This window comes from Streptomyces sp. NPDC055078, from assembly GCF_053607985.1.
The window spans coordinates 1-26,856 of record NZ_JBSGUP010000019.1 but is presented as its reverse complement, the minus strand read 5'-3'; the positions used below and the strand labels follow the sequence as shown (position 1 = coordinate 26,856).

22 protein-coding genes and 1 pseudogene are annotated in these 26,856 nt (G+C 70.8%); 8 read left to right on the top strand and 15 right to left on the bottom strand.

Annotated elements, in window-relative coordinates; translation table 11 throughout:
• Positions 1–9 precede the first annotated feature (9 nt).
• The 5 genes from ACWF94_RS03335 to ACWF94_RS03315 all read right to left on the bottom strand — a co-directional run bounded on the left by ACWF94_RS03335 (position 10) and on the right by ACWF94_RS03315 (position 7,961).
• A complete protein-coding gene (locus ACWF94_RS03335) occupies positions 10–1,185 on the bottom strand; it encodes a trypsin-like peptidase domain-containing protein (protein WP_453484200.1) in 1,176 nt (391 codons plus the stop codon).
• Positions 1,182–4,460 (bottom strand): ATP-binding protein, encoded by a 3,279-nt coding sequence (locus tag ACWF94_RS03330; RefSeq protein ID WP_453484198.1) that lies wholly within the window; start codon positions 4,458–4,460, stop codon positions 1,182–1,184. The genes ACWF94_RS03335 and ACWF94_RS03330 overlap by 4 nt, the downstream gene beginning before the upstream one ends.
• Positions 4,441–5,679, bottom strand: a complete 1,239-nt coding sequence (locus ACWF94_RS03325; protein ID WP_453484197.1) for a hypothetical protein — start codon at positions 5,677–5,679, stop codon at positions 4,441–4,443. The genes ACWF94_RS03330 and ACWF94_RS03325 overlap by 20 nt, the downstream gene beginning before the upstream one ends.
• A gap of 66 nt (positions 5,680–5,745) precedes the next feature.
• Positions 5,746–6,909 (bottom strand): alpha/beta fold hydrolase, encoded by a 1,164-nt coding sequence (locus ACWF94_RS03320; RefSeq protein WP_453484195.1) that lies wholly within the window; start codon positions 6,907–6,909, stop codon positions 5,746–5,748.
• A 158-nt stretch (positions 6,910–7,067) separates the two neighbouring features.
• Entirely contained in the window at positions 7,068–7,961 is an 894-nt protein-coding gene (locus ACWF94_RS03315) for a DNA/RNA non-specific endonuclease (RefSeq protein ID WP_453484193.1), read from the bottom strand.
• A 418-nt stretch (positions 7,962–8,379) separates the two neighbouring features.
• Between ACWF94_RS03315 and ACWF94_RS03310 the strand changes: the two genes are divergently transcribed.
• On the top strand, positions 8,380–9,183 hold the full coding sequence (locus ACWF94_RS03310; protein WP_453484191.1) for a caspase family protein: 804 nt from the start codon (positions 8,380–8,382) through the stop codon (positions 9,181–9,183).
• A gap of 15 nt (positions 9,184–9,198) precedes the next feature.
• Here the strand turns inward: ACWF94_RS03310 and ACWF94_RS03305 are convergent, their stop codons facing one another.
• From ACWF94_RS03305 to ACWF94_RS03295, 3 genes are all read right to left on the bottom strand, one after another.
• The gene (locus ACWF94_RS03305) at positions 9,199–10,638 is read right to left on the bottom strand and encodes a WGR domain-containing protein (RefSeq protein WP_453484190.1); all 1,440 of its coding nucleotides are present in this window, start codon (positions 10,636–10,638) and stop codon (positions 9,199–9,201) included.
• Between the two features lie 161 nt (positions 10,639–10,799).
• Positions 10,800–11,705 carry a nuclease-related domain-containing protein gene (locus tag ACWF94_RS03300; protein ID WP_453484188.1) on the bottom strand — a complete coding sequence of 302 codons (906 nt, stop codon included), beginning with the start codon at positions 11,703–11,705 and terminating at the stop codon, positions 10,800–10,802.
• A 98-nt stretch (positions 11,706–11,803) separates the two neighbouring features.
• Positions 11,804–13,654 (bottom strand): acyl-CoA dehydrogenase family protein, encoded by a 1,851-nt coding sequence (locus ACWF94_RS03295; protein ID WP_453484186.1) that lies wholly within the window; start codon positions 13,652–13,654, stop codon positions 11,804–11,806.
• 209 nt (positions 13,655–13,863) lie between these two features.
• On the opposite strand from ACWF94_RS03295, the gene ACWF94_RS03290 reads away from it, so the two are divergent.
• On the top strand, positions 13,864–14,784 hold the full coding sequence (locus ACWF94_RS03290; protein ID WP_453484184.1) for an AurF N-oxygenase family protein: 921 nt from the start codon (positions 13,864–13,866) through the stop codon (positions 14,782–14,784).
• Between the two features lie 104 nt (positions 14,785–14,888).
• On the opposite strand, the gene ACWF94_RS03285 is transcribed toward ACWF94_RS03290, so the two are convergent.
• The 3 genes from ACWF94_RS03285 to ACWF94_RS03275 form a co-directional block, all read right to left on the bottom strand.
• Positions 14,889–16,943, bottom strand: a complete 2,055-nt coding sequence (locus tag ACWF94_RS03285; RefSeq protein ID WP_453484182.1) for an aKG-HExxH-type peptide beta-hydroxylase — start codon at positions 16,941–16,943, stop codon at positions 14,889–14,891.
• Complete coding sequence (locus ACWF94_RS03280) at positions 16,940–17,152, bottom strand: hypothetical protein (protein ID WP_453484181.1); 213 nt, start codon at positions 17,150–17,152, stop codon at positions 16,940–16,942. Before ACWF94_RS03280 ends, ACWF94_RS03285 begins: the two co-directional genes overlap by 4 nt.
• Before the next feature lie 142 nt (positions 17,153–17,294).
• A complete protein-coding gene (locus ACWF94_RS03275; RefSeq protein ID WP_453484179.1) occupies positions 17,295–18,329 on the bottom strand; it encodes a ferric reductase-like transmembrane domain-containing protein in 1,035 nt (344 codons plus the stop codon).
• Positions 18,330–18,767: 438 nt separating this feature from the next.
• Between ACWF94_RS03275 and ACWF94_RS03270 the strand changes: the two genes are divergently transcribed.
• On the top strand, positions 18,768–21,041 hold the full coding sequence (locus ACWF94_RS03270) for an MMPL family transporter (RefSeq protein ID WP_453484178.1): 2,274 nt from the start codon (positions 18,768–18,770) through the stop codon (positions 21,039–21,041).
• A gap of 236 nt (positions 21,042–21,277) precedes the next feature.
• Here ACWF94_RS03270 and ACWF94_RS03265 read toward each other — a convergent pair whose 3' ends face one another.
• A complete protein-coding gene (locus ACWF94_RS03265; protein ID WP_453484176.1) occupies positions 21,278–21,742 on the bottom strand; it encodes an ATP-binding protein in 465 nt (154 codons plus the stop codon).
• 245 nt (positions 21,743–21,987) lie between these two features.
• Here ACWF94_RS03265 and ACWF94_RS03260 point away from each other — a divergent pair, with 245 nt between their 5' ends.
• The 3 genes from ACWF94_RS03260 (at position 21,988) to ACWF94_RS03250 (ending at position 23,556) form a co-directional block, all read left to right on the top strand.
• Positions 21,988–22,842 (top strand): helix-turn-helix domain-containing protein, encoded by an 855-nt coding sequence (locus tag ACWF94_RS03260; protein WP_453484174.1) that lies wholly within the window; start codon positions 21,988–21,990, stop codon positions 22,840–22,842.
• Positions 22,843–22,855: 13 nt separating this feature from the next.
• Positions 22,856–23,056 carry a DUF397 domain-containing protein gene (locus ACWF94_RS03255; RefSeq protein WP_453484173.1) on the top strand — a complete coding sequence of 67 codons (201 nt, stop codon included), beginning with the start codon at positions 22,856–22,858 and terminating at the stop codon, positions 23,054–23,056.
• A gap of 173 nt (positions 23,057–23,229) precedes the next feature.
• Positions 23,230–23,556: a nucleoside triphosphate pyrophosphohydrolase gene (locus tag ACWF94_RS03250; RefSeq protein WP_453484171.1), complete on the top strand. Its 327-nt coding sequence runs from the start codon at positions 23,230–23,232 to the stop codon at positions 23,554–23,556.
• A 20-nt stretch (positions 23,557–23,576) separates the two neighbouring features.
• Here ACWF94_RS03250 and ACWF94_RS03245 read toward each other — a convergent pair whose 3' ends face one another.
• Positions 23,577–23,855, bottom strand: a complete 279-nt coding sequence (locus ACWF94_RS03245; RefSeq protein WP_453484169.1) for an NUDIX domain-containing protein — start codon at positions 23,853–23,855, stop codon at positions 23,577–23,579.
• A 206-nt stretch (positions 23,856–24,061) separates the two neighbouring features.
• Here ACWF94_RS03245 and bla point away from each other — a divergent pair, with 206 nt between their 5' ends.
• On the top strand, positions 24,062–25,003 hold the full coding sequence (bla, locus tag ACWF94_RS03240) for a class A beta-lactamase (RefSeq protein ID WP_453484167.1): 942 nt from the start codon (positions 24,062–24,064) through the stop codon (positions 25,001–25,003).
• Positions 25,004–25,102: 99 nt separating this feature from the next.
• Positions 25,103–25,843 (top strand): class I SAM-dependent DNA methyltransferase, encoded by a 741-nt coding sequence (locus tag ACWF94_RS03235; protein ID WP_453484166.1) that lies wholly within the window; start codon positions 25,103–25,105, stop codon positions 25,841–25,843.
• Positions 25,844–25,954: 111 nt separating this feature from the next.
• Here ACWF94_RS03235 and ACWF94_RS03230 read toward each other — a convergent pair whose 3' ends face one another.
• Together ACWF94_RS03230 and ACWF94_RS03225 are read right to left on the bottom strand one after the other, a co-directional pair.
• Positions 25,955–26,746, bottom strand: a complete 792-nt coding sequence (locus ACWF94_RS03230) for an ABC transporter permease (RefSeq protein WP_453484164.1) — start codon at positions 26,744–26,746, stop codon at positions 25,955–25,957.
• A pseudogene (locus ACWF94_RS03225) lies at positions 26,743–26,856 on the bottom strand (ABC transporter); the annotation flags it as partial. The pseudogene ACWF94_RS03225 and the gene ACWF94_RS03230, both read right to left, overlap by 4 nt.

Here is a 26,856-nt window from a genome sequence, read left to right as displayed (position 1 = left end):
CAGGGGCGGTCAGTCGTGTTGCGCTGTCTCGATCTCGGCGTGGATGTCCGGGTTGTTCGCCTGGAGATGGCTCATGACGAGGCTCATCTGGGTGCCGACATTGACGAACGCCGTCGTCCTGCCCTGGAAGTTCACGTCCTCGACCCGGCGCGTGCCCCGGTGGAGCGCGACCACCCGCCAGTCGTCCGTGAGGACGGGCGAGCCCGATGACCCGCCCCGGGTGTCGGTGAAGTAGCGGAGATCGCGGTCGTCCGCCGCGTAGACGAGGTTGTTGCGCAGGGCGACGCGCTTGGGCTGCCCACCGGGGTGCTGGATGATGTTGACGGCCACGGTGTCTCCCCCGTCGACGGACAGGGGCCGCTTCGCGAGCTTCAGTACCGGACGGCCCGGCTCGGCGGCCAGGCGGAGTACGGCGTAGTCGAGTTCGGCGTCAGCGGCGACGAGTGCGCTGATCGCGGCGTCCTCGGTCTCGGTTTCGGTTTCGGTTTCGGTCCCGGATTCGGTCCCGAACCCGGTTTCGGTCCCGTCTTCCGTCTCGAAGTCGAAACGAGCGCGGGTGTGTTCGGCCTGGAGGCGGATGTCCTGGGCGTCGGCCTGCGGTGGCGCCCCGCCAGAGGCCGAACGGGCGTTGATCACATGCTGGTTGGTGACGAGGAGGGCCGGGGCGATCAGCCATGCCGTGCCGACCAACGGGTACCCGTTCGGCTGGAGCGGGGCACCGCCCTGGTAGGGGGGCACCTTGATCCGGGCGACCGCCGCCCCGGCCAGGGCGCCGCCCCGCAGAAACGCGAAGGGGACGGTGTCGTCGCGGTGGACGATCGCCTCCTTGGTCTCCGGGGCGGGCAGTTGCTCCCCGATGTCCGGCTCGCCTCCCGCGCTGCGGGCCACGTCGTCCAGGGCGCGCTGGAAGAGGGTGAGCGCCGTCGCCTCGGTGGTCTGGGCGACGGCGTTGCGCAGCCAGATCTCCAGGGGTACGGAGCCGTCCACCAGCCGCTCGACCCGGTTCAGCTCGTTGAGGTCGGAGTGCACCTGCCGTCCGGGGGCCGGCAGCAGCGGCAGGGTGCCCCGGTAGCGGGGCATGACGCCGTCGAAGAGCAGCGGCCGGACGGTGGGGTCGGCGAGCCCGGTGTCCAGGGCCGCGTCCCTGATCCGGAGGATGTCGTCCGGTGAGAGGTAGGTGTTCATGGCGGTCCCGGCCGTACGAGGCCGTCCCCTTCGGGTGCGTCGCTCCGCCCGGTCCTCCTCTCCCCGCTGTTGCCGCTGCTGCCGCTGTTCTCGCTGTTCTCGCTGTTGCCAGCCTGCTCGGCCTGCTCGGCCTGCCGCGCCGGGTCGGTACCCGAGGTCCCCGCCGTACGCCCGGCGGTGCCCGTGCCCGCGCCCATCGCGGTGGCCACCGCCCCCGCGATCTCACCGCTCTTGTCCGGCACGGCCAGCAGCCGCTGGGCGAGGGTGTCGAGGGTGCCGCGCTCGCGGGCCAGCCGCAGGATGCCCGTGGTGCTGGCGGGACCCGCTCCCCGCTGCGGCCGGGAAGGGCCCGCGGCATCGCGCAGGATGCCCATCAGGGAACCGAGCAGCGCCGGCTGCCGGCCGGCGGCGCTGCGGATCGCCGTGCCGAGCGTCTCCAGGGCCTCGTCGTCCGTGGGCAGCCCCACGACCTCCAGGGCGTGCTGGAGTGCGCCTGGATCCCGTACGTACACCTGTGACGCGACGGCGCGTACGAGCGCGGGCTGGTCCGCGAGGACGGCGTCCGGCGTATGGCGGAACTTCTGGGCGAGCCGACTCCCGGCGTCACGGCTCCCGGCGTCACCGCTCTCGGCATCACGGCTCCCGGCGTCACGGCTTTCGGCGTCACCGCTCCCGACGTCACCGCTCTCGGCGCGGTCGGTGAGCCGGGACCTGGCCAGCAGCGCGCCCATGGCCTCAAGATCCTCTCCGAGGTCGACGGCGATGTCCTCGGCCCGGCGCAGATCGCGGTGGGCGCCCGCCAGATCCCCCGCGTCCTCCGCGAGTCCGGCCGACAACAGCAGGAGTTCCAGCCGCTGTTCGGGGCAGGACTCGCTCGACGCGATGGCGTCGGCCACGGTCACCCGGGCCTCGTCGGCCCGGCCGAGCCTGCTCAGGGTCTCGGCCAGCAGGGGGTGCAGGGGGCTGCACGGCGTCCAGGGCCTGCGCTCACCGAGCCGGACCAGGGCCTCTTCGGCGAACCCCTGGGCCAGCAGATCCTCGGTCTCGCGGGCGGCGATCCGCTCCCAGTCCTCCTGGTCGGCCTCCGCCAGGACATGGTCGGGGGCGTCTCCGCCGAGCTTCGCGGTGAGCAGCGCGGCGGCCCGGTGGGACATGTCCTGCTGAGACCCGCTCAGCAGCCGCTCGACGCCGGGCAGCCAGCGTTCCTCGACGGCGCGCGGGCTCTCGTCGAGGCGGAGCCGGTGATAGATCTCCTCCGCGCGGGCTTCGAGCCCCTCCCGCCGGGCGTAGTACTCCACCGCCCGCCGTTCCACCGTACGCATCACCTCGGTCCGGTCGCTGCCCGGCAGCCGCAGCATGATGGCGCGTACGTCGGTACGGTGCCGTACGGCGTCGGGGCCGATCTGCTCCACCAGGTCGAGGCGGGACAGCGCGTCGAAGAGGCGGCGGGCCCGGTCGGGGGTCTCCACCCGCAGCCCGCAGGGTTCGGCGAGGACATCCTTGATGATCTCGGGGGTGATGACCCGTAGCACCAGGCCCGGATGGGCGAGACGGCGTACGTCGTGATCGGCGATGTGGTGCAGGATCCGGTCGTAGAGGATGCCCTGGACGAGCAGTTGGTCGACGCGGCGGAAGAACTCGTCGCGCCGGGTGGGCAGGCTGCGGAGCAGTTCGCCCGTCCCGTCGGCCTCCCCCTCGGCGAGGACGGCGGCCCGTGCCGCCAGTTTCAGACTGAGCGGATGGCCACCGACGCGGTCCGCCAGCACCCGGGCCAGCTCGGCGTCCTTGACCCCGCAGGCCGCCAGCAGACCGGTGGCGGCCCCCGGATCGAGTTCGCCCAGCTCGATCTCATGGGGGATCCGGAAGCGCATCGGATGGTCGACGGACGCGCGCCCGGAGACCACGACGCGCAGCCGGGGGTAGACGCTCTGGAACTGGGCGAACATCGCCCACATCCGGCCGAGTACCGGCGAGGCCCGGTACTGGGCCTCCTCGAACGAGTCGACGGCCAGCAGGAACGGGGCATTGCCCTGCCCCGCCTCGGCCACCGCCCTGACCACGACCTCGATGGTCCGCCGGATGAGGCCGGTCTCGCGCTCGGCGGCCAGCGTCTGGAAGTGCTGTGACGAGCCGCGCCCGAGCACGGACCGGGTGGTCGCCAGCCGGTGCAGCTGCGTCACCCGCTCCTCGCCCTCGCGCTGGCTACGCACCGTCAGCCGGCACTCGTCCGCCAGGGCGTCCAGTTCGGCGCGGTGCGCGGGGTACTGGATACCGAGTTGCCGGGCCATCTCGGCGATGAGGGTCGCCGGTTCCTGGATCGAGAGCGTGGGCCGTTCGAAGTCGATGTACGCGAAGGGGAAGCCCGTGCCGTGGCCGTGGATGCTGTCGAGGAGGAACGCGGCGAGGAGGGTGCTCTTGCCCATACCGCCGGGCCCGCGGATGATCAGCGCCGGCGCGGGCCCGAGTTCGGCGGCGGGGGGCGGCTCGGGTGCGGGTCGGGGCTCCTGTTCGCGTACGGGTACGGGTACGGGTACGGGCCCGGCTTCTGGTACCGGGGCCGATGTCTCCGGTACCGGGGCCGATGTCTCCGGTACGGGTGCGGATGTCTCCGGTACGCCTGCCGGTGCGGCTTCCGGTGACTGCCCCGACCCGGGTGCCGGCCCATAGACGTAGCGGCGCAGGGTGTCGAGTTCCTGGGTACGCCCCCGGAACGACCCCTGCACCAGGCGTTCGAGGGGCTGGAGCAGTCTGGCCTGTTCCAGCGTGTGCCGGAGTTCGGCGGCGTCCGGCAGCCCGGTGGTGCCCGGCACCCGGGAGAGCCAGAGCACCGCCCTGAGCGTGTCGGCCAGTTCGGCGGGGTCCCGGTTGCTCGGCGGCGCCCGGCCGCCGGCCAGGAAGGCCAGGCAGATCCGTTCCGGGCCCGGGTCGTCAGGGACCGCGTCGAGGGCGTGCTCCAGCGCGCGCCGGGCGGCGTCAGGGCCCGCGAGGCCGCGCAGGGTCTCGTCCCGGACCTCGGACTTCAGGCTCCACAGGGATCCCTCCTGCCGCCCGGTGGTCGTGCAGTCGTCGAGCAGTTGGAGGACCGCGCCTCCGGTCGGGCGGTCCTCGCCGGGCAGCCGGAGCCGCAGTGGGTCGAAGTGGGTGAGCAGACAGGCCGCTTCGCGGTAGCGCCTGCGGGTGTCCGGGACCGTGAGCGGGCGGTCCTCGTCGGCGCGCAGTTCCCGGCGCAGCCGGGTGACGAAGTCCTTGAGGTGGTCAGAGGGTGCGGTAGACACGGACCGCCCCCTCCGCCGCCGTACAGATCCGTCGCATATAGCCGCTGTCGGCCCGGCTGTCCGCCGCCGTGGCGCGGAGCACCTCGCGGACGGCCGCGTCCACGAACTCGTCGATGACCGACTCCACGGGGGCCACGGGCTCCATGGACTCCACGGGCTCCATGGGCGCCGCTTCCGTCCCTTTGATCTCTTTGATCCCGTCAGGCCCTCCAGACCCCGTGGGCTCTTGGGGCTCCTTGGCCCGTTCCGTATCGAGGAACTCGGGTGGCGACTCATGGAAGTACTGGTCGAAGAAGCTGCGCAGATCGTCGGGTTCGGCGACCCGGGCCGTGTCCCAGCAGACACTTCCCCGCAGGTCGTACGGCAGTTGGCGCATCTCGGGCCCATAGCCGAGGAGCACCAGCCGGGGTGCCTGGTCGCCTCGTACGGCGTTGTGCTCATAGATGGCGAGGGCCAGTTGCCCGATGAAGTCCCAGACGTCGGAGCTGGGGTCCAGCCGGTCGCACTCGTCCAGCACCAGCCAGAAGCGGTCCTCGACGGCGGTCGCCCGGCTGACCACCCAGTGCACCGCGTCGTCGATCGACGGCAGCAGATCGTTGAGGTCGGTGGGGTTCAGCGGGGGGACCCCCGCCCGGGGGTCGACCACGAAGTCCGCGAGCCTGCGGACGACCTTGTCGGCGGTGGACGTCTGCGACAGGGTGACCCGCGCCGGGCGGAATCCATGGTGCTGCCCGATGTGCCGGATGAGGTTGTAGGTGTACGACCGGCCGCTGCCGGGGTCGCCGTCGACCATCAGCACGGTCTTCTCGGGGTCCTCCACAAAGCGGCGCAGGGTTCGCCGCAGGTCCTGGCGGTCGATGAAGACCTCGGTGCCGTTCTTGAGTACACAGGTCTGGAAGTTGTCCTGCGAGGCGTGGGCCCGGAAATCCTCACGCAGCCTGTTCTGGAATTCAACGGCTTTGGAGACCTCGGGCAGCACCGCGAGCCTGTCGACCGCGGCCAGGGTCTCGACCAGTTTCAGCTGCCGCCCGATGTCTTTGCGTGAAGCCTGTACCAGCGAACGGGCGTTCTCCGTGCTCACATTCGTCAGCCGGAGCGCGGAGACGAATTCCGACGGGAAACCGTACTCCATGAGCCGCCCGTGCGGGTCGGTGGTGTCCAGGAGATACTCCCGTACCCAGAGGGTGACGAGATCCCACTCCGTTTCGGCCAACGGCATGCCGCACCTACCCATCCGCCCCCGGAGATCCGGAGGCGAATTCACTGACGCTTGACTTTCATGTTTTCATCCGGCCTGCGCCTCTGCAAGGTCGCCGACCAAATGCCGCAAGGGCGCTCTGACCTGCCGGTTTCTTAGGTACTCGCTGATGCCGTGGTGGTTGTCGCTGCTATTGGCCACCAGGATCTCGGTAATGCGTTCCACCGGCCGGTAGTCGGGTCGCAGAGTGTGGTCGAGGGCCACCAGATCCCGTAGATCCGAGGCGTTGTGCCAGGCCCGCACACCGGCCGGAACGGCCGGCGGACTCGCCAACTGCTCCTTCACTTCGGTGATGGCGAGAGGTGATCCGACGGTGAGGAAGAGTTCGACCTCCTGTCCCCGCTCGGCGAGCACCTCATAGGCGATCACGGAGCCGAGGCTGTGTCCGATCACGGCGACCCGGGGCCCGTCCACATCGTCCAGCGCCCGGCCGACCACCTCGCGCATCGCCGGCCCCGCGCTGCCGAAGAAATAGGCGTGGACATCCTTGAAGGTGTGTTTGACGAGCAGCCGGAAGACCGCTTTACGCATCGGCCGGGGCAGCGGCAGCGCCTCGGGCGGGACGCCGGTCTCCGGCGCGGCCCGCTCGCTCTCGGCGAGGGTGTCCGCGAGATAGGTCATATCGCGGAGCCAGTCCCCGAGCGCGCCCATTTCCTGGGTTCCGCCGGGTACTCCCGGCTCACCTGGCCCCACCGCCGGCCCTTCTGATTCCCCTGGCCCTCCCGGCGCTCCCGGCGATCCCGGCGATCCCGGAACTTTTGGCTCTCCGGGCGCCGCGCGGCCTTCCCGGACCATGCCGCCGATACCGGCACGCGCTTCGGCGAGCGTTCTCGTCACAAAGTCCTCGGGGCTCTCGGGGCTCTCGGGGTCCTCCGGACTCTCGGGCATCTCAGAGGTCGCGGGGAACCCGGAATTCTCGGAGGTCACCCACTCCCGTGGCGCCGCGCGCCCCTCGGCGGCATCCGGTCCGGAGCCGCCGCGGTCATCCGGCCCGGCGTCGCCGGCATGCGCGTCGAGCGGGTCGGTCCGGAAATCGGGCAAGGGCACCTTGTGCAGAATCGGCGCCCAATAGGCCATACGCGATACGTCGGCCATGTCCTTCCCGAAGAGCGCCTTGTCCCATTGGGACTTCAGCAATTCCGCACGGACCTTGTTCCCATTGCCGTGGACATAGATGACTTTGGGGCGCATCGTGCCTCCCGACGCCGCGTGGACGCCCGTCATCACCAGTATCGGCCGACCCTCGGAGCACCGCCATTCGGTGGTGCCCCACGGGAACCGACGTACGGGGTGAGGGAAGGCGGCGTACGGAGCGCGGGGGCGGGATTCCACTCAGACCGCCCCGAGGCTCAGACCGCCCCGAGGTCGATGTCGTCGTGTGACTCCAGCCGCTTCCAGCGCAGCTCGGGTGCGCGGGCGACAGGGAACACATCGACGGCGGGCAGCGGGCCGAGATCCAGCAGGGTGATGGCGGCGATATCGGCGACCGGCACCTGGAACGTCCGGAAGGCGCCCAGCGGCGGTGGCTCGCCCGGCTTCGCCCCGGCGAACGCCCGGTCGGCGTCGCGGGTGAGATCGGGACTCTGGTCGAGTACGTACGCGGACGACGCGAGCGCCCCGTTCTGCACGAACGCCGCCACCTTCCAGAACCTCAGCGGCACCTGCCCGCCACGGTAGGGCGGGTCGGACTCGTGCAGCACCGGCCCGGTGAAAACGGTCAGCTTCCGGTCGAACCGGGCGGCGTGGTCGAGCAGATAGTTCTCAAGACCCTGCCACAGCGCCTTCCCCTGGTTGAACACATCCGCCTGCGGGGCCGCGTTGGTGAAGTGGAAGGTGTCGTCATTGGCGCGGACGGCCTCCGCGCGCTCGCCCCACACCGGGTCCAGCCGGCGCACCAGATGCCCCCGGTCCAGGGAGTTGTTCGCGTACATCTCATTGCCGGTCTGCGAGGTGCCGGGCAGCCGGGGGTCAAGCCGCCAGTCGTCGTCGCGTGGCACATCGTCCACCAGCCGCCCGCCGTCGATACAGACGGCGGTGGCGGCGGCCAGCCGCCGGTCCGGGCGCAGCACCACGGTGAAATGGGTGTACGGCAGGATCACCGTCTCGATGTCGGTGCCGGTGGGCCGGGGCAGCGGTACGGCGGAGCCGAGGAACAGCTCGTCATAGCCCGTCCGGTCGGCCAGCGACGGCCGGGCGGCGGTGCCCGCGCCCGTGGGCGCGGAGGAAGAGTCTGATGAACTCATGATCGGTTCACTGCCCGCCGCCGGTGATCGCCTATCGGTGCCACCGCGGACGCCACTCCGATGGTCGCGCGAGGGCTCACGGCCCGCTGCGGAGTGGCGCCGAAGCCCCGGCGGCTGCCCGCCCCGGGCCTTCGGCAACGCTCCCCGCCCGATCGGGAAACGGGCCCGTTCAGGCGGTTGGATCCGACACGGGGTTGATCCGGCGGCCTTCCATGGAACGCATGCAGTCGACGGAACGCACCCGGTCCGCGGCAGCCCCCAGCACACGGGCGGCCGGCGGACCCGTACGCCCGGCACCCGCTCCCCCGCACCCCCTCGGGCCCACCCCGCCCACACGCCCCACCGGTCCCTCAGCCCTCGCCCCCTGCACACCCCCACAGCCCCTCGCCCGCCTCGCACCCCCGTACAGGAGCCCCCCATGGCCAACGCCCTCTCCCTCCACGTCGGACTCAACAGCGTCGACCCGGCGCAATACGGCGGCTGGGACGGCCGGCTCGCCGCCTGCGAGAACGACGCCCGTGACATGGCCCGGCTGGCCCGCGCCGCCGGGTTCGACGACACGACGCTGCTGACGCCCGACGGCACGGTCGAGAACATCACCGGGGAGCTGCGGAAGGCGGCCCGAAGACTCGGCAGCGGCGACATCCTGCTGTTCAGCTACTCGGGCCACGGCGGCCAGGTACCGAACGCCAATGGCTCGGACGATGAGCCGGACAGGCTGGACGAGACCCTCGTCTTCTACGACCGGGAGTTCCTCGACGACGAGCTGCACCGCGAGTTCGGACGCTTCGCCGACGGTGTGCGGATTCTGGCGTTCCTTGACTCCTGCCACAGCGGGAGCGCCATCGAACTGCCCTCCGACCAGCTCGATGACGCCCCCCGGCTGATGCCCGTCTTCAAACAGCGGGAGATCTACGAACGGGACAAGGACTTCTTCACCCGGTTGCAGGCGGAACTCGCCGAGCAGAGCGACGGCGGGGAGGCCGCGGACGCGCTGCTGATCTCCGCCTGCCAGGACAACCAGTTCGCGGCCGACGGCCCGGTCAACGGCAGATTCACCGGCGCCCTGCTGAGGGTCTGGGACGACGGGGGCTTCCGCGGCGGCTACCGTGCCTTCCACCGGGACATCCTGCGCGGGATGCCGACGGACCAGAGCCCGAACTTCTATGTACTGGGCGAGCCGGGCGAGGAGTTCCTGGAGCAGCGGCCCTTCACCGTGTAGCCGCTGACGCGGGACTCAGACCAGTCGGCGTATCTCGCCGCGCACCCGGTAGAACCCGGCGGGCGACGGATGCAGGGTGTCCACCACATACCGGGCGCCCACTTCCCGTATCCCGCGCGGGAACTGCACGTTCCACGAGGGCTCGAAGCCGTCGGACACCACCTGCACCCGCACCCGGCCGCCCTCCTGGACGCACTGCACCACCACCCCGCCCGCGGGCGCGGTCGCGATCGTCGTCACCTGGGTCGGTGAGGCCGCCGGGGTGTAGGTGGGCAGCGCGGCGGCGGACTTGATGTCACGGGCCACCGGGACCGTGCCCTGCTGGGCCGCCGCGATCGCCGCGTCGCTCGCGTCGGCGCAGACCAGGGAGCCGTCCGTGGTCACCATGTACAGCCGCTCGTCCAGATACTGCATCGAGAGCGCCGAACCGCCGCCCGTGCCCAGCTTCCACAGCCGGTTGCCCTCGGCGTCGAAGCAGTACACCGACGACGAGGAGTCGCCCGCGAAGACATAGGCACCGCCCGGCGCGGTCGCGCACGAGTACACCGCGGTGTCGCAACGGTAGGTCGCCTCCACCACACCACTCGCCTTCGACAGCCGCTGCACCACATGGCGTCCGGTGCCCGCGTACACGGAGTCGTCCTCCTGCCAGCCGAACAGCACCGCACCCGTCGTCGGGGTGTGCCACAGCTCCCCGCTGCCGTCCGGCGCATAGGCCGTGACGCCCTTCTGGTGTCCGTGGTAGACGGCCCGCTCATCGGCCCGGACCATCCAGGCGTGACCGCCTGACGACTTCCGCGCCCACTGGTACTCGTCCTCGTGGTCTATGACCGTCAGTCCGCCCTGCGCGTCGGAGACGGTGAGCACGCCCTCCCGGATGTCGAGCCAGAAGATGTCCACGTCCGCCGCGATGCCGTACGCACCGAACGGGAGCTTTGACGACAGGTCGTACACGGTGCCGTCGTCACAGCCCGCGTAGATCCAGAAGTCGTCGGCGACCAGGCACTTGACGCCGTCGGGCAGGGAATAGCGGGCGAGCACCTCGCCGCCGTGACTGAGCGTGTACACATCTCCCGCCTGGTTGCCCACCCAGCAGCGGTCCTCGTCGATATGGATGCCGAAGGCCGCGGACCCGGTGCGGAAGCGCCACAGCACCGGCGCCACCGAGCGGGCCGTCGACGGCGCCGAGGTCACCTGGCGGCGGGTCACCGGCCGGGCGGCACGCCGGCCGCGCACCGCAGGCGCATAGCCCTTGCGGACCTTCTCCCCGACCTTCTTGGCCGCCGCGGCCTTCGCCTTCTCGGCTGTCGGGAAGGTGGAGACCTGTGACTGCCCGGCCGCGCCGATCCTTCCGTAGCGCACCGAGACGACCGTCCCCTCGACGGTCACCTCATAGAACTTGTGCGCTCCCGCGCCGTCCTGCGACAGCTCCAGATACGTCGTGACACCAGACATGGCAGACCCCTCCCCGGAACGGAACCGGCGGTCTCCTTCCGCCCGTTCCCCTGCTGAGAACACTAAGGGTCACCACTGACAGTGGCCTCGGGAGCAGTCTCGGAGGGGCCGTGCGGCAGCGTGCTCCCCACCTGGCAGGTCCGGCGCGCACGTAGTCCAGGTCAGGCGTTCACCCAGGTCCGGCTGTCGCGCGCCGCCGCGTACACCGCCTCGGTCCGGTCCGGTGTCCAGATCTCCTCGCCCCGCCGCAGCGCCCACACTTCCCGGTCCCCCATGACGCGTACATCCCGCAGCGACGGTACGACCGTGAGCCGTCCCGGGTCGACGAAGACGAGAACCGGGCGGACGTCCACCCGGAAGCCGCAGGCGCCGCTCAGCGCGGCGGAGGCCCGGCGGCCCTCGGCGCGGCTCTTGCGGACGTACGGATAGGACGGGCCGCCGCCGAGGCGGACCATGTCGTCACCCGCCCAGACGCGCGCTCCCCGATGGTGCTTGGTGTTGACGCAGAAGGCGCCGCCGGGGCCGATCAGCAGATGGTCGATGTCCACCTTGCGGGGCAGCGGAATGGAGTGCAGCACCCGCCAGTCCCGGCCGGCTCCCAGCTCCAGCCGTCTGCCGACGATCCGCTCCCCGGCCAACCCGATGCGCCACTCGTCCCCCTCAAGGTGCCGGCCGAGCAGTCTCGCCGTCAGCCACTGGCGTAACCCGGGTTTCATTTCGGCGACCTTGGGGCGCAGGGCGTGGCCGGGCCGGTTGGCCGCGAGATCGCCGCCGGGGGGCATGAGCGGCGGGTGGGTCGGCTGGGCGGGAATCGACAGGCCGGGCGGCAACTGCCGCGGAACCGAAGGACTGGAGGAAGGGGGCAGGGGCGGTGGCGGCAGGGGGTCGGTGGTCTGGATCAGATAGGGGGCCAGGATGTCGAGTACGGAGTGGCGGTGCTCCTCGGCGAGGAGTGTGAGATGACCGGTGCGCCGGTCGAGCCAGGCGACCTTCTCGCCGTCCGGCCGGTTGACGTACAGCCGGTCGTATCCGTACCGCTTCCACGCTGAGACCCTCAACTCACCCATACCCGGCCCCCGTTGCCCGCCCCGTCGTGCCCTGCCACCAGCATGGTGACCAGGCGCGGCGGTCCCGGACAAGGGGGCCTTCGGCCGTGTGGGTGACGTCAGGGCGCTGTCAGTATCGGCAGGTCCATGAGGTGTTCCTCCGGTACGTCGAATGCCTCGGCGATCGTGGACAGATGCGGGGCGAGCCGGGCGGTCAGCCGCTCGATGGTGTCGGGGATCGCCCGGACCTGCTCCGCGCTGAGCCGGTCGTCGGCGAGGAGTTCACCCGTGCGCGGGGTGATCGACTCCAGCAGGAACAGTCCGCACAGATCCCTCAGCACGGTCCGGGTGGCGGGGTGGGCGACCCGGTCGATGGCGCCGGTGAAGGCGTCGGCGGCCTGGAGGGCGGCATGCGCGGCGACGAGTTCGAGCGCCGCGCCCGAGGCGTTGTTCCAGCGGCCGAGCGCGTCGCCGGACGGCCCGGAGCGGAGGTTGGCCCGGGCCCGGTGGTGCCAGTTGCTCTCGGTGGCGGCGAGCAGACCGCGCAGAAAGCCGAGGTCGGTGAGGGCCCCGGCGCCGGTCGGGCGCGTGGTGGGGGGCTGGGCGGGCGTATGACCGAAGAGCATCTCGGCCCCCGCCTTGCACCAGATGGCGAGGTTGTCGCCCTCGGCGGTGATGGCGCCGTCCGCGTTGGCCGGGTACTCGGCCAGCCCGTTGACGGGGAACAGGGCCCGCGCGCCGCAGCGTTCGCGGGCCTCGATGGTGATGGCGCGGGCATGCCAGGTGATCCAGCCCTTGGCGACGGCGACCAGCCGTTCGGCCCGGTCGCGCTCCCGGGGGTCGTGGCCGATCCAGTGGTCGGTGACCGCGCGGTGCAGAAACGTCATCGCGTACGCGGCGGCCAGCGCCTTCAGCAGCCGTCCGTGGTGGCTGCGGTGGGCGGCCAGCGGGATGCGGCTGCCCGCCGTGGGGCTGGAGATATGCCGGGTGTGGGCATAGCGGACGGCGATGGCCAGGGCCGCGCGGCAGCCGCCGAGGGTGCTGGCGCTCATACACAGCTTGCCGGTGGTGACCCGGCCGATGGCCTGGAGGAATCGCTTGCGCGGGCTGCCGACGTCGCTGCGCAGGGTGCCGTCGGGCAGCAGCCGCCCGTGCGGGCCCTGCACCAGGGCGGTGCGGGGCAGCCGGACGTGGTCGAAGGAGGTGACGCAGTGGTCGACGGGGCTGCCGGTCCGTTCGGGCAGGCTCTCGACGGTGATGCCGGGCAGCGGGCCGTCGTGGGCGGTGAGCGGGGTGAGGAAGAGAAAGACGCCCAGGTCCTGTCCTTCGACCAGCAGCCGCGCCGCGACGACCGCGGACTTCGGGCCGCCCGCCCGGCTGGTGTTGGGCATGAACTTCTGGGCGCCCTCATTGGGTGTGTGCAGGATGAATGTGTCCGTCCCGCGTTCATAGGTCGCGGTCGTCTCCAGTGCCGCGGCGTCGTTTCCATGGGCGCGCTCGGTGCAGAGGAACGTTCCTGTACGCGCTAGCGCGGTGAACGGCGCAAGGTCGCGCTCCGGCGATTCCTCGTCGTCGACAAGGCTGCCGAGAAAGAGGTTGTAGTGGATTCCGGCGACGGTCGCGAGGGCGCCGTCGACAACGGCCGCCCATTCATGCATGGCGGCCATCCGGCGCGGATCGCGCGCCAGTTCAACGGGGGATTCGATTTCCTCGTTGAACGCGCGCAGCCGCATATACGACAACTGCCAGCGGTCTTCGGCCCGGAGACCGGACCGGAAGCGGAAAGGTTCGGTCGCAATGAGTTTCCGCCAACTCTCATGGGTAGCTGCGGCACCGTCCCGGAACAGCGCGGCTGTCAGTTCCCGGCGCGCGGGCGACACGACGGAGGGGACGGCACCGGCAGGAGCGGCACCGGCATGGGCGTCGGTATGGGTGTCGGCATGGGTAAACACGGCCCACTCAACGATCATGGGTTGCCCTGGTCACCGCCCATCCTGTCCCTCGTTCGAGTGGTGATCATGGGCCACTCGACCCAATGAGGCGACCACAGCCGGGCGCCTGTGGTCAGTGCGGGGCGAATCGGTCATCCGCTGGCGATATAAAGACCGTTGCCGGGCGGCGAATTCCCGTGGCCCGAGCATCCACCCGGTCGGCTTGTATGAGTATTCAGGGAATCTCTATGACCATAAGGACCCCGGTGCCCACAGCGGGACAGCTCGCGTTCAAGGACCGCGAGGAGGTGGCCCAGCGCCTCCTGGAGGCGAGCCTGCGACATTCCTTCGACCCGGACCGCGAGCTGGACTGGGACGCGCCTTTCGAGGACGGAAAATGGTTCTGGCCGCCCGAGCTGATTTCCCTCTACGACACCCCGCTGTGGCAGGGGATGACCGAAGAACAGCGTCATCGTCTCGCCCGGGTCGAAAGCGCGTCACTGTCCTCGGTCGGCATCTGGTTCGAGATCGTCGTCATGCAACTGCTGCTGCGGCACATCTATGACAAGCCGGTCACCAGCAAGCATGTCCGCTACGCCCTCACCGAGATCGCGGACGAGTGCCGGCACTCGATGATGTTCGCCAGGTTCCTGACGAAGTCGGGCACCCCCGTCTACCCCGTGTCCCCCTTTACGCAGAATCTCACCCGGGTCTTCAAGTCGTGTTCGACGACGGCCTGTTCCCTGGTCTTCACGCTGCTGTGCGAAGAGGTCATCGACTGGATGCAGCGCCTCACCTTTCCCGACGAGCGCGTCCAGCCCCTCGTCCGCGGCGTCACCCGCATCCATGTCATCGAGGAGTCCCGCCATGTGCGGTACGCGAAGGAGGAACTGCGCCGTCAGATGGCGGGCGCGGGACGGCTGGAGCTGCGGCTGACCCGTACCGTCACCGGGGAACTGGCCCGGGTGTTCGTCCGCACCTTCGTCAATCCGAAGGTCTACCCCGACTGCGGTCTCGACCGGCGCCGCGCCCTGGAACAGGCGCGGGCCAGCGAACACCGCCGTGAGGTGCTGCGCAACGGGGCCAAGCGGCTCACCGACTTCCTGGACGAGGTCGGGGCGTTCGACAACCGGGGCCGCGGGATCTGGCGGGACGCCGGACTGCTGTGATCCGGCCGCCGGGCGCGGGCCCTCCCGGGGCTCCGCCCCGAACCCCGCGCCTCAAACTCCCCCAGAGCTTCGCCTGGGAGGGACCCCCAGGCGAGGCTGGATTGTCACCGCCGTACCTCGCGGACCGGGCCGACAAAACCAGCCCGTCCGGCGTTTGAGGACACGCCCGCAGGGTGTGCGGAACCCACGGACGCGCGCGGACTCACCGCGTCGAGCCACGCGGCCACCCGCAGCGGGTCGGGCCGGTACGCGCCCAAGGCGATGAGGGCGGTGTGGACCGCGGCCACCGTCTCGGGGCGGGCCAGCAGCAGATCGGCGCCCGGGGGCCGGTCCGCCGCGGGAAGGGCCAGGGCGGAGCCGATCCACGCCTCGGGATCGTCGGCGGGCCAGTGGGCATAGGCCCGCAGAGCGCCTTCCGCGTCGCCCGCCACCGCCGCGCTCTCCGCGCCGTGGACGGCGTCGGCCCCCCGCGGCGGCCGGGCGAAGGCCCGGGGCGCGGAGAGCCGGAGCCGGGCCAGCGGGCCGAAGGTGTCGGTGCGGATCGCGTCGAGACGCGGGCGCAGCACCACGGGCGGCAGGGCCGGAGCCGGACGCCCCGCCCGCCACGCGTCGGCGAGTTCGGACGCGTCGGCGTCGGCGATCTCCCGGTGCCGCACCCGCCACAGCGCGCGCCGCAACGCGCAGTAGTGCCGGGCGAGCCGCGCGGGCTCGGCGGCCACCTCCTCCCGCCACCCGCCGACGAGCCCCGCGACCTCCGCCGCGAAGAGCCTGCCCGCTTTGGTCAGCGCGTCACTCGCCAGCAGCGCGGCGACGCCCTCGGCCACCTGTTCCCGCAGGACGGCGAATTCGAAGTGCGCCCGCGCCGCCTCCGTCCCGGTCGCGAACCCCCGCCGCGCCCGCCAGAACCCGGCCACTCCGGCGAACGCGTGGACGCCGTGCAGCAGTCCGGGCGGCGGCCGGGGGTCGCTGCGCCAGGGCGCGTAGAACAGTTCGTACGCGGCTGTCCCGCCGGGCGGCTCGCTGAGCAGCGGCACCAGGCTGAAGAGCGCGTTGAGCTGCTGGTGGCGGCTCTCGTGCACCAGGACGGCGGCGGCCTGGACGTCGTCGTACGGGAGGGAGAGCGCGACCGCCCCGAACGCGTCCGCCGATGACGCGCTGGCCACCCACGCGCCCCGGACGGCGGGCGACGGCCGGGGGACGACGGTGCGGACGAGTTCGGTGACGGCCCTCGCCTCCGCCGGGGACTCACGGGCCAGCAGCGCCCGCGCCCCGGTGATCCTCTCGCGCCACAGGCCCAGCCGCCGTTCGCCGACGGACGTGGGGGAGCGCAGCGGAACGGTGAGATCGCGGTAGGGGCTCACGGTGTCCAGCACGAGGCCGAGGTCCGGCGCAGGCGCGGTAGCGGTGTCCGGTACCGGCACCGGCACCGGCACCGGCGCGGAGGCGAGGTCCCGTGCCGGTACGGAGTCGAGGTCCCGCGCAGGTTCGGGGGCGGGGTCCGGCACCGGTACGGAGGCGGGGTCCGGCACCGGCGCGAGGGCGAGCGGCACCCTCGGCTGCCACCCCTCGGCGGTCTCCGGAAGCGGGCGGGGCAGTTTCAGCTCGGCCAGTTCACCCCGTACGACGGCGCCCGCCCGCTCGATCCTGATCTCGGCCTCGCTCCAGCGGCGGCGGGCGACCGGGCCCGCCACCCCGGCGCCCGGCAGCCAGATCAGGCCGCGATGGGCGGGCACCCGGAGCACCACGGTCATCCCGGCGTGGAGCGCCGCCGCGGCGGCCAGGGAGTGGAACTGTCCGAGGTCGGCCCACAGCGGGGCCGGCGGGGCCTGCTCGGCCGCTTCGTTTCCGAGTCGTTTGAGCCGTCTCAGCAGCCGCAGGGCCCACGCCATGACGGACGGATCGCCGATGACCGCGTCGACGGCCCCGGGATCGCGCTCCTCGGCGGCGGCCAGAACCGCCCAGGCGGCCCGCGCCGAGCCACCTCTCCCCCGGTGCGCCACCGCGTCCGCGCGGAGGAGCAACGACCGCAGGACAAGCAGCAGTTGGCTGCGCTGGGCGGAGCGCAGCAACCGCAGCTCCGGTGCGTCCGCGGTGCCGGTGGCGATCGATCTGAGCGACTCCTCCGGGAGCCGGTGGGGCTGTAACCGCCCAGCGCTCACCGCGACCGCTGCTTCGACCTGGGCCGTCGCAGCAGTCTCATCTCCTCGCTGTTGGAGGCGTCGAGCGCCCCGAAGGCGACGCACACCCGGTCGTCCACCTGGCGCAAAGACCGTCGCAGCAACGGGTCATCACTGGAGTGGAGTTCGCCCAGTGAGACCCCGGAAAGATCAACGAGATCGGAACAGAAGTCTTTCTCAGACTCTGCCATACCGTGGTGCCCCCTGACGTGACGATTCCGCGACTCGGCGTCCGGTTCCATGGTGGCTGCAATGGCCTGTGAGCGGAAGACGGTCACAGGTCATCCGACGTTCAAGTCCTCGGCCAGCACCCGCTGGTCGCATCACCTGTGGCTAGTCGTGCTCATGCGTGGACGAGGTGTCGTCCGGAGGCTCGGCCCGGCCGCCGTCGCGGCCCGAGAGCACCACGGCCAGGACCAGCGCGACCAGCCCCGCCGCGATCACCCGGCCGGTCAGCCGCAGCCCCCAGCCCCCCTTCGAGCCGGGGTGCGATCGGGGCGCGCGCAGCCGTTCGGAACGGCGCGCGGGGCGGAGCAGGCGTATCAGGAGGAGAGCGGCGATGGGGAGTTGCAGCAGCCAGATGGTGGTGCGGAACCAGCCGTCGTACCAGACGTTGGTCCCGTACAGCAGGGTGTGCCAGACGCTGAGGACATAGACGACGATGACGCCGCGGTGGAGCACCCGCCAGGTCTTGGGGCCGATGCGGTGGCGGATGTAGAAGAGCAGGCCGAGGGGGATCGCGAGATAGAGCGCGGCCTGGCCGATGGGGATGGCGACCTTGCCCGTACCGGAGTCGTAGCCGCCGGGGACGAAGGTCTCGATGAACGCCGTCCAGGTGGCGGCGTACCAGGTGTCGTCGTCGTAGCGGATCAGTTCGGCGGCGAAGGCCAGCGCGTGGGCGGCGATCAGGGCCATCGTATTGAGGCTGGTGGTGCGGTGGAGGCGTTCCAGCCGGGGGCCCGACAGCGGGAGCCAGGCGGGGCGGGGGCCGGAGAGCAGCAGACCGAGGATGACCGTGCCCCAGGCCCACAGCAGCGCCGACCAGCCGAACGCCTGGCTGAGGAAGTAGATCCAGAAGCTGCCCGCGTCGTCCATGAACGGCATGACCGTGATCGTCGACGAGGTCTTCGCCTTGATGCGGACGTACAGCAGCACGAAGACCGCCGCGGTGATGACCAGCGCGACCGTCCCGTCCAGGACGCTCGCGCGCAGATCGGACCGCAGGGTGATCCGCCCGGCGCGCTCCCCGGCGCGTTCGGCGACGCGTTCGGCGACGCGCCCGTCGGCGGGTGTCCCGGGCCCGGGGATGTCCCGCCCGGTTCCGGTGTCCGGCCCTGGAGCGGTCCGTCCGCTGTCCGGTTGCTGCATCGGCTCGGCTCCGCTCCTCGGCTGAGGGCCCCTCGACCGGTCGGACGCATGGGGCTTGTCGTTCCAGGGAGTCGGATGGGGAGGGTGGTGAGTTCCCGGAGAGGTGGAGTGATGTACGTCACAGGGGGCGCGGGGTCCCGGGCCGCTCTCCCGGTGGGTGCGCGGGTGTGCCCCGGTCCGGCGCGGGCGTGCCCCGGTCCCGCACTGCGCATCCCCCGCCAGGCCGCCCGGCACGGCCCGCCCCGGTCCGCGCCCGTCACCCGTTCCCCCGCGCCGGGGTGCCCCGCCGCCCGTACCGGACTTGAATGACCTGTATCCGAGGCATCCGGGATCTCCAGAACATCCGGGACACCCGAGATCCCGAGGTATCCGATACACCCTCTCCGGCCGCCCCCGCCGGAGCACACGCGAGCGCGCCGGCCCGGGTCGGGAGTACGCATGTCGTTGCCGAAAGCCCCGGGCGCCCCCGGGAGTGCCCCGCCCGCCCGAAGGGGTGTGCTGCGCCGGACCGGTGCGTGGTGTGCGCAGCACGCGGTGGTCGTCATCATGCTGTGGATCGCCGCACTCGCCGGACTCCAGGTCGTGCACCACACCTACGGCGGCGACTACTCCGACGACTTCTCCCTCCCCGGCACCCAGTCGCAGGACGGCCTGGACGTCCTGCGGGCGCATGAGCCGGCGGCGGGCGGCTACAGCAGCCAGATCGTTCTGCACGACGACCAGCCGCTGACCCAGGCGGCCGACCCGATGGCGAGTGCCGTCGCGGCCGTCCAGAAACTGCCCGACGTACTCTCCGCGCAGAACCCCCTGACCGTCACGTCCACGCCGGTCGGCCCGCTCTCCGCCGACGGCAGGACCGCGTACATCACCGTCCGCTTCGGCGTACAGCCATCCACCCTCGGCGAGTCCTACCTCCACGGGGTCGACTCCGCCGTCCAGCCGCTGCGCGCGGCGGGCGTCGACGTCGAGTACGGCGGCCCGCTCGGCGAACTCGCCCGCCCGGAGGCCGACGACCGCACGAGCGAGGCCATCGGGTTCGCGGTCGCCATCCTCGTACTGCTCATCGGTTTCGGCAGTGTGGTCGCCGCCGTACTGCCCCTGGTGACGGCCCTGATCTGTGTCGTGTGCGGACTGGCGCTGCTGGGGCTGCTGGCCGCCGCGTCCACCTTCGCCACCGTCTCGCCCACCCTCGCCACCATGATCGGCCTCGGGGTGGGCATCGACTACGCCCTCTTCCTCGTCACCCGCCACCGCCAGAACCTGATGAACGGGGACGACCCGGTCGACGCGGCCGGAAAGGCGACCGCGACGAGCGGGCACGCCGTTCTGCTCTCCGGCTGTACGGTGATCATCGCGCTGTCCGGGCTGTGGGTCTCCGGTATCGGCTTCATCGGCAAACTCGGGCTGGCCGCCGCCGTCACCGTCGTCACGGCCGTGCTCGGCGCGATCACCCTCGTACCGGCGATGCTGGGGCTGATGGGCCGCCACCTCGACCGGCTGCGGGTACGACGCACCCCGATCGCCGAGACCGACGCGGAGCCCTACGCGCCGGCCGACACGAAGACCGACACCGGGACCGACACCGAGCCGGGCCAGGAGTCACACGGCGGCTGGCACCGGTACGCCCAGCGGGTGGAGCGGCGGCCGTGGTGGTTCCTGGTCAGCGGGGTGGTCGTGCTCGCCGTCCTCGCGTTCCCCATCTTCTTCATCCAGCTCGGCCATATCGGCGACGGCGCTGACCCGAAGTCGTTCACCGACCGCCGCGCCTTCGATCTGATGTCCTCGGCCTTCGGGCCCGGCTCCAACGGCCCGCTGACCATCGTCATCGACCAGAGCGGTGTCCCGCAGTCGGACCGGGCCGCGCTGTCCGCCCAGGCGCAGGGGGCCCTCGCGGACGTACCGAACGCGGCGACCATCACCCCACTGGCCCCGACCTCCGACGGCGATGTCCTGCTCTCCACCGCCTACTCGGTTGCCTCACCGCAGGACGAGCGCACCACCGAACTCGTCAACCACCTCACCGGCACCACCCTCCCGGCGGCCGTCTCCGGCACCGACGCCCGTACGTACGTCACCGGTACGACCGCCGCCCAGGTCGACTTCCTCGACATCGTCTCCCAGCGGCTGCCGCTGATCATCGCCGTCGTCGTCGGCCTCGCGTTCCTGGTGATCCTCGTCGTCTTCCGGGGCCCGCTCGTCGCGCTGAAGGCCGCCGTCCTCAATGTGGTGTCGATCGCGGCCTCGTACGGGGTGGTCGTCGCCGTCTTCCAGTGGGGCTGGGGCGGTCCGGCGCTGGGGGTGTCGGGCGAGGTCCCCATCGAGAGCTATGTGCCCATGATGATGTTCGCCATCGTCTTCGGCCTGAGCATGGACTACGAGATCTTCCTGCTCTCCCGTATCCATGAAGCCTGGCTGCGCACGGGCGACCCCCGGGCGAGCGTGGCCCACGCCCTGGAGATCACCGCCCGGGTCATCACCTGCGCGGCCCTCATCATGGTCAGCGTCTTCGCCGCGTTCGTCATCAGCGACAACATCGTCGTGAAGATGCTGGGCCTGGGTCTGGCCGCGAGCGTCCTCATCGACGCGACCATCGTCCGCCTGCTCCTGGTCCCCGCCGTGATGACCCTCCTCGGCAGGTCCGCCTGGTGGACCCCCCACTGGCTCGACCGCCTCCTGCCCCACCTGGAGGCCGAACCCCCGCCCGCGTCCTGATTCCACATAGGGCCGTACGCCTACGGTGTCCTCGCCGCGCAGGGCCGCGAAGTGCTCCCGCACATGGGGTGGCGTCGGCGTACCCCACCAGCTCCCGGTCACCGGCTCCGGCACCGGCACCGGCCTCCGTGTCGGCGGTCCGGGCGCCTCCGGCCGCCGTATGAGATGGACCAGCGCCAGCAGTCCTACGGGCGCGGTGACCAGCGCCCACAGCGTCAACGGGACCACGACCGGCATCAGCCCGCGCCCGCCCGTCGCCCCAGCAGCGTGAACCACACCGCCTTCCCCGTGGGCCGGTTGCCCCCGAGCACGGTCACTCCCCACTCATCCGCACACGCGTCGATCAGCGTCAGCCCGCGCCCGTGCTCCAGGCCGAGCCGTGGCTGTTCCTCGGGTCTGGGCAGCGGGTCCGGCCGGTTGTCGTGGACGTGGACCAGCACCGCCCGGACAGTGATCACCGTGTCGATACGGATCGTGGCGGTGCTCGTATGCCGGTGCGCATTCGTCACCGCCTCCGACAAACACAGCAGCACATCCTCCGCGACCTGCGGATGCACCGCCCCCACCGCCCCGGCCAGCCAGGCCCGCGCGCCTCTGGCCGCCGCCGGGGTGTTGGGGATGTCGATCCTGATCCGCCCGACTCCGGCCGGCGGTTCCGACGTTAAGGCTGATGACGCTGCTGACTGAGATGAGGGTGTCATGCCGTGTCTCCCAACGGAGTTGGAGTCCGCGATCGCCCGTCGCCGTGGCTTGGCCGTGCCGTACGCCTGTGAGGTGGGCGTGCGGGGGTGGCTGCACTGCGGTCGGTTACTGACGCGCTACGCGGTGCTGCGAAGACCATAGGGAGCAAAAAGCCTCCGTAGCAAGCCATGGCCAAAGCTCGCGATATCGGGCGCTGTCATGGCACGGTTACGCAGAACACCTCAGACGATTCAGGAGGGGACTCATGCCACCCAGGGACAACCCGACCGTGCGTCAGGTCCGCTTAGGCTCTGAACTGCGCAAACTGCGCGAGGCATCAGGCAAGTCGGCCAAGGAGGCCGCCGGCCTGCTGTCGGTCGACCAGGCCAAGATCAGCCACCTTGAAGCAGGCCGGATCGGCGTCAGCGAAGAGCGGCTGCGGCGTTTGTCCACGTTCTACCAGTGCGACGACAGCCGGCTGGTCGAGGCCCTGAGTGAGATCACACGCGAGCGTCGAGGCCAGCACTGGTTCGACGAATATCGGGGCATTTTGTCCCCCGGATTCCTCGATATCGCCGAGTTGGAGTGGCACGCCCGCGCCCTCCGCGCCATGCAGGGCGTCACTCTGCCCGGCTTGTTCCAAACGGAGAGCTATGCCAGAGCCCTGTTCACCGGCGTATGGCCCAGGCTGCCGGACGAAGAGGTCGAGGCCCGGGTCACACATCGGATGAGGCGTGCCGCAATCCTCGATCGTGAAGACCCACCTCAGTTCGACGCCATCATTCACGAGGCCGCGCTGCGCATGCGGTTCGGCGGGCGCGAAGTCGCCCGCCACCAGCTTGAGCACCTGATGAAAGTCTCCGAACGGCCCAGAGTCACCGTTCGCGTGATCCCGTTCACGAGCGACGATTTCATCGAGGTCACCCAGGCCGTCCTCTACGCGAGCGGAATCGTGCCGCAACTGGACACGGTTCAGATCGACGGAGTGACCGGTAGCCACTTCCTGGGGGTGGACGCCGAACTGAGGAAGTACAGGATGTTGCTCAACATGGCCGCACACGCTTCGCTCGATCCTGACGAGTCACGGCAGCTCATCCATCACATCGCACGAGAACTCTGAGAGGCAGGTCGTCATGAGCGCATCGATCGAGTGGCAGAAGTCGTCGTTCTCCGGCGGGGACGGGCCGAACTGCGTCGAAATAGCCCAGCACGAGAACAGCATCCTGCTGCGCGAAAGCGACACCCCGGCCCTGGTCATCACCACCGACCGCGCCAAACTCGCCGCCTTCATCCACGGCGTCAAAGCGGGCGAGTTCGACCACTTCCTCGACTGACGCACCCTGCTCCCCGTCCGCCACGACGGGGAGCACCATAGGCGCGTAACGCTCCGAACGGATGGGATTGGCGGTTCTCAAGGCGAGTCGTGAGGCGTCTTCCCTAGGCTGCGTCGGCATGAGGGGCGGCACCCAGCGACCGCCTCACGGCGACATGCGCGGGAGGGCGACCTTTGGACCGCTACAGCAAGGCCGGGAAGTTGGTGCGGGACCGGATTCCGCAGATCATCCGGGAGGACGGGGCCGAGCCGGTCACCTACACCGCGGTCCCGGAGGAATACCGCGACAGGCTGCGGGACAAGCTCGGCGAGGAAGTCGCTGAGTTCCTGGAGTCGGACGAGGAGTCGGCGCCCGAGGAACTCGCGGACGTGCTGGAGGTCGTGCGCGCGCTCGCCGCTGACCTGGGGGTCGACGCGGACCAGTTGGAGAAGATCCGCGAAGCCAAGGCGAGCGAGCGCGGCGGCTTCGCCGACCGGATCGTCTGGACGGGCAACCGCTGACCGCACGGCGGCTTCGGCCGTCATCCGGAACCCGCCGGCGCCGCCTGACCTCCCCGGTGGTGGGCAACGGCCGCGACTATGCCGCCACCGGCACAACGGACAGAAGGAGGGAGGAGTTCGCGGCGCGCGCAGTCCTCAGTGTCCTCGCCCGGCTCCCTACGGCCGCCGGGGAGGAAAAGGTACTCGCCGCCATGTCCGGGGAAGTCTGCGCTCAAGACGGCCACGAGGCCATCGGCATCGCGTGCCACCACAACGGAGGCGTCGAGGACCGGTCCGCGGCCTTGGAGGTCGTCGCTCATGGCTGGCGAGGGTAGCGGCCGTCAGCGCACCGGCCGGTTCAGGCCGTACCGCCCCTGATCACCTGGGCAGCAGCGGAGTCAGCTCGTCGACGCCGTACTCGGCTAGGACCTCTCGTTTGGATCTCGCTGGGCCCGCCGCGCCGGTCAACCGCTGATGTCGCCGCCCGGGGGCTTGTTACGGTCGAAGCGACCCTCGGGAGGACGACATGACACGGCCGCACCCGGCCCTCACCCGCCGCGCGCTCCTCGGGGCGGCGGCGCTCCTGCCGCTGGCCGCGTGCACGGCGGAGGACGGGAAGCCCGCGGCGGCCTCCCCGGACGCCCCCGCGACGCCCGGCGCTTCCGCTACGGGGGCCGCACCCGTACGCCATGACCGTCTGATGGCGCTGGAGAAGAAGTTCGGCGCGCGGCTTGGGGTGTACGCCACCAGCATCCGTACGGGCGCGGCCGTCGAGCACCGTGCGGACGAACGGTTCGCGTTCTGCTCGACGTTCAAGGGGGTGGCGGCGGCAGCGGTCCTGGACGGGAAGCCGATGGCGTATCTGGACACGGTCGTCAGGTACGGCGGGGCCGATCTGATGAAGCACTCCCCCGTCACCCGGCGCCATGTGGCCACCGGCATGACCATCCGGCAGCTCTGTGACGCGGCGGTCCGCTACAGCGACGGTACGGCGGGCAATCTGCTGGTCCGCGAGCTGGGCGGGCCCGAGCGGCTGACGGCGTACGCACGCGGCCTCGGCGACACGGTGACCCGCATGGACCGGATCGAACCGGCGATCACCGAGGCCACCCCGGGTGATGTCCGCGACACCACATCACCCCGGGCCTTCGGCACCGACTACCGGAAGATCGTGCTGGAGGACGCCCTGCCGGGCGCCCAGCGCGCCTTCCTCCGCGATCTGCTGGAGCGCAACACCACCGGCGACCGGCGCATCAGGGCTGGTGTGCCCCGGGGGTGGACCGTGGCCGACAAGACCGGTACGGGCGACTACGGCACCCTCAACGACATGGCCGTCGTCTGGCCGGCCGGGCGGGGGGCGGCACCGCTCCTCGTCGCGATCATGTCCAGCAAGCCGGCCCGGGACGCCGCGTACGACGAGGCCCTGCTCGCGGAGGCGGCCGAGTACGCGGTGACCACGCTGACCTGAGCCGGGCCCGGCGGGCGGGTTCGGCCACGTCCTCGACCGACAACCCGTCGCGTCAATATTCGCGCGCGGCGCGAAGGGCTCTCGCCGTACGGTCTGGCGATGGACGATGAGGACGGCTACTTCGGAGCGCGTGTCGCGGCGACCTACGACGAGTCGGAGGGGGAGATGTTCGCGCCGGACGTCATCGATTCGACGGTCGGCTTTCTGGCGGGTCTGGCCGACGGTGGCCGGGCCCTTGAGCTGGGAATCGGGACAGGGCGCATCGCGTTGCCGCTGGCACGGCGCGGAGTCCGGGTCCATGGCATCGACCTGTCACGGGCGATGGTGGACCGGCTGCGGGCCAAGCCGGGCGGGGACGCGATCGATGTCACGATCGGTGATTTCGCGACGACGAGGGTGGACGGGACGTTCTCCGTCGCGTATCTGGTCTTCAACACGATCATGAATCTGACGACGCAGGCGGAACAGGTGGCCTGCTTCCGCAACGCCGCGGCCCATCTGGAGCCCGGAGGCCGCTTCGTCATCGAGGTCGCGGTCCCCGAACTGCGCAAGCTCCCCGCCGGGCAGAACGCCGTTCCCTTTCATGTGAGCCCGACGCGTTGGGCCTTCGACATCTACGACGTCGCCACCCAGTCGATGAGTTCGAACTACGTCAAGGTGGTCGACGGCCGCGGCGAGTACCGGTCGATTCCCTTCCGGTACGTGTGGCCGTCGGAACTCGACCTGATGGCCCAGCTCGCCGGGCTGCGGCTGTGCGAACGGTGGGACGGATGGACGCGGGAGGCGTTCACGAGCGAGAGCCACCGGCATGTCTCGGTCTGGGAGAAGGCCGAAGGCTGACCACGGGATCCGCAGGCGGCGGAGCACGCCCAAAGGGCGGCGCACTCCGACGCGGTGTCGGTGTACGCCGCCCTGGGGCGGGACCGGCTGCGGGGAGGCGGCCCCGCGCGGTCACCTCGGGTCGCGGTTGAACATCGCCTTGGACCAGCGGTAGCCGAGGGCGGCGAGGCCCAGGCACCAGACGATGGTGATCCATCCGTTGTGGCCGATCTCGGTGCCGAGGAGGAGGCCGCGCAGGGTCTCGATGGTCGGGGTGAAGGGCTGGTACTCGGCGATCGGCTGGAACCAGCCGGGCATCGCGTCGACCGGGACGAAGGCGCTGGAGATGAGCGGGAGGAAGATCAGCGGCAGGGCGTTGTTGCTGGCCGCCTCGGCGTTCGGGCTGATCATGCCCATGCCGACCGCGATCCAGGTGAGCGCCAGGGCGAAGAGCGCGAGCAGGCCGAACGCCGCGAGCCACTCAAGGACAGTGGCGTCCGTGGAGCGGAAGCCGATGGCCACGGCGACGGCACCGACGAGGACCACGCTGGCGATCGACTGCAGCACGCTGCCGATGACGTGTCCGATGAGGACGGAACCGCGGTGGATCGCCATCGTACGGAAGCGGGCGATGATGCCCTCGGTCATATCGTTCGATACGGACACCGCGGTGCCGACCACGGTGCCGCCGATGGTCATCAGCAGGATGCCCGGCACGACGTAGGCGATGTAGTCGGAGCGGTCGGCTCCGCCGCCGCCGATGCCCGCGCTCATCACGTCGCCGAAGACATAGACGAAGAGCAGCAGCAGGACGATCGGTGTGAGCAGCAGGTTCAGGGTGAGGGACGGGTAGCGCCGCGCGTGCAGGAGGTTGCGGCGCAGCATCGTGGACGAGTCGCGTACGGCGAGGGAGAGGGAACTCATCGGACCGTCACACCTTCCTTGTCGGAGCGGCCGGTGCCGCTGGTCAGGGCGAAGAACACGTCGTCGAGGTCGGGGGTGTGGACGGTGAGTTCGTCGGCTTCGATGCCGGC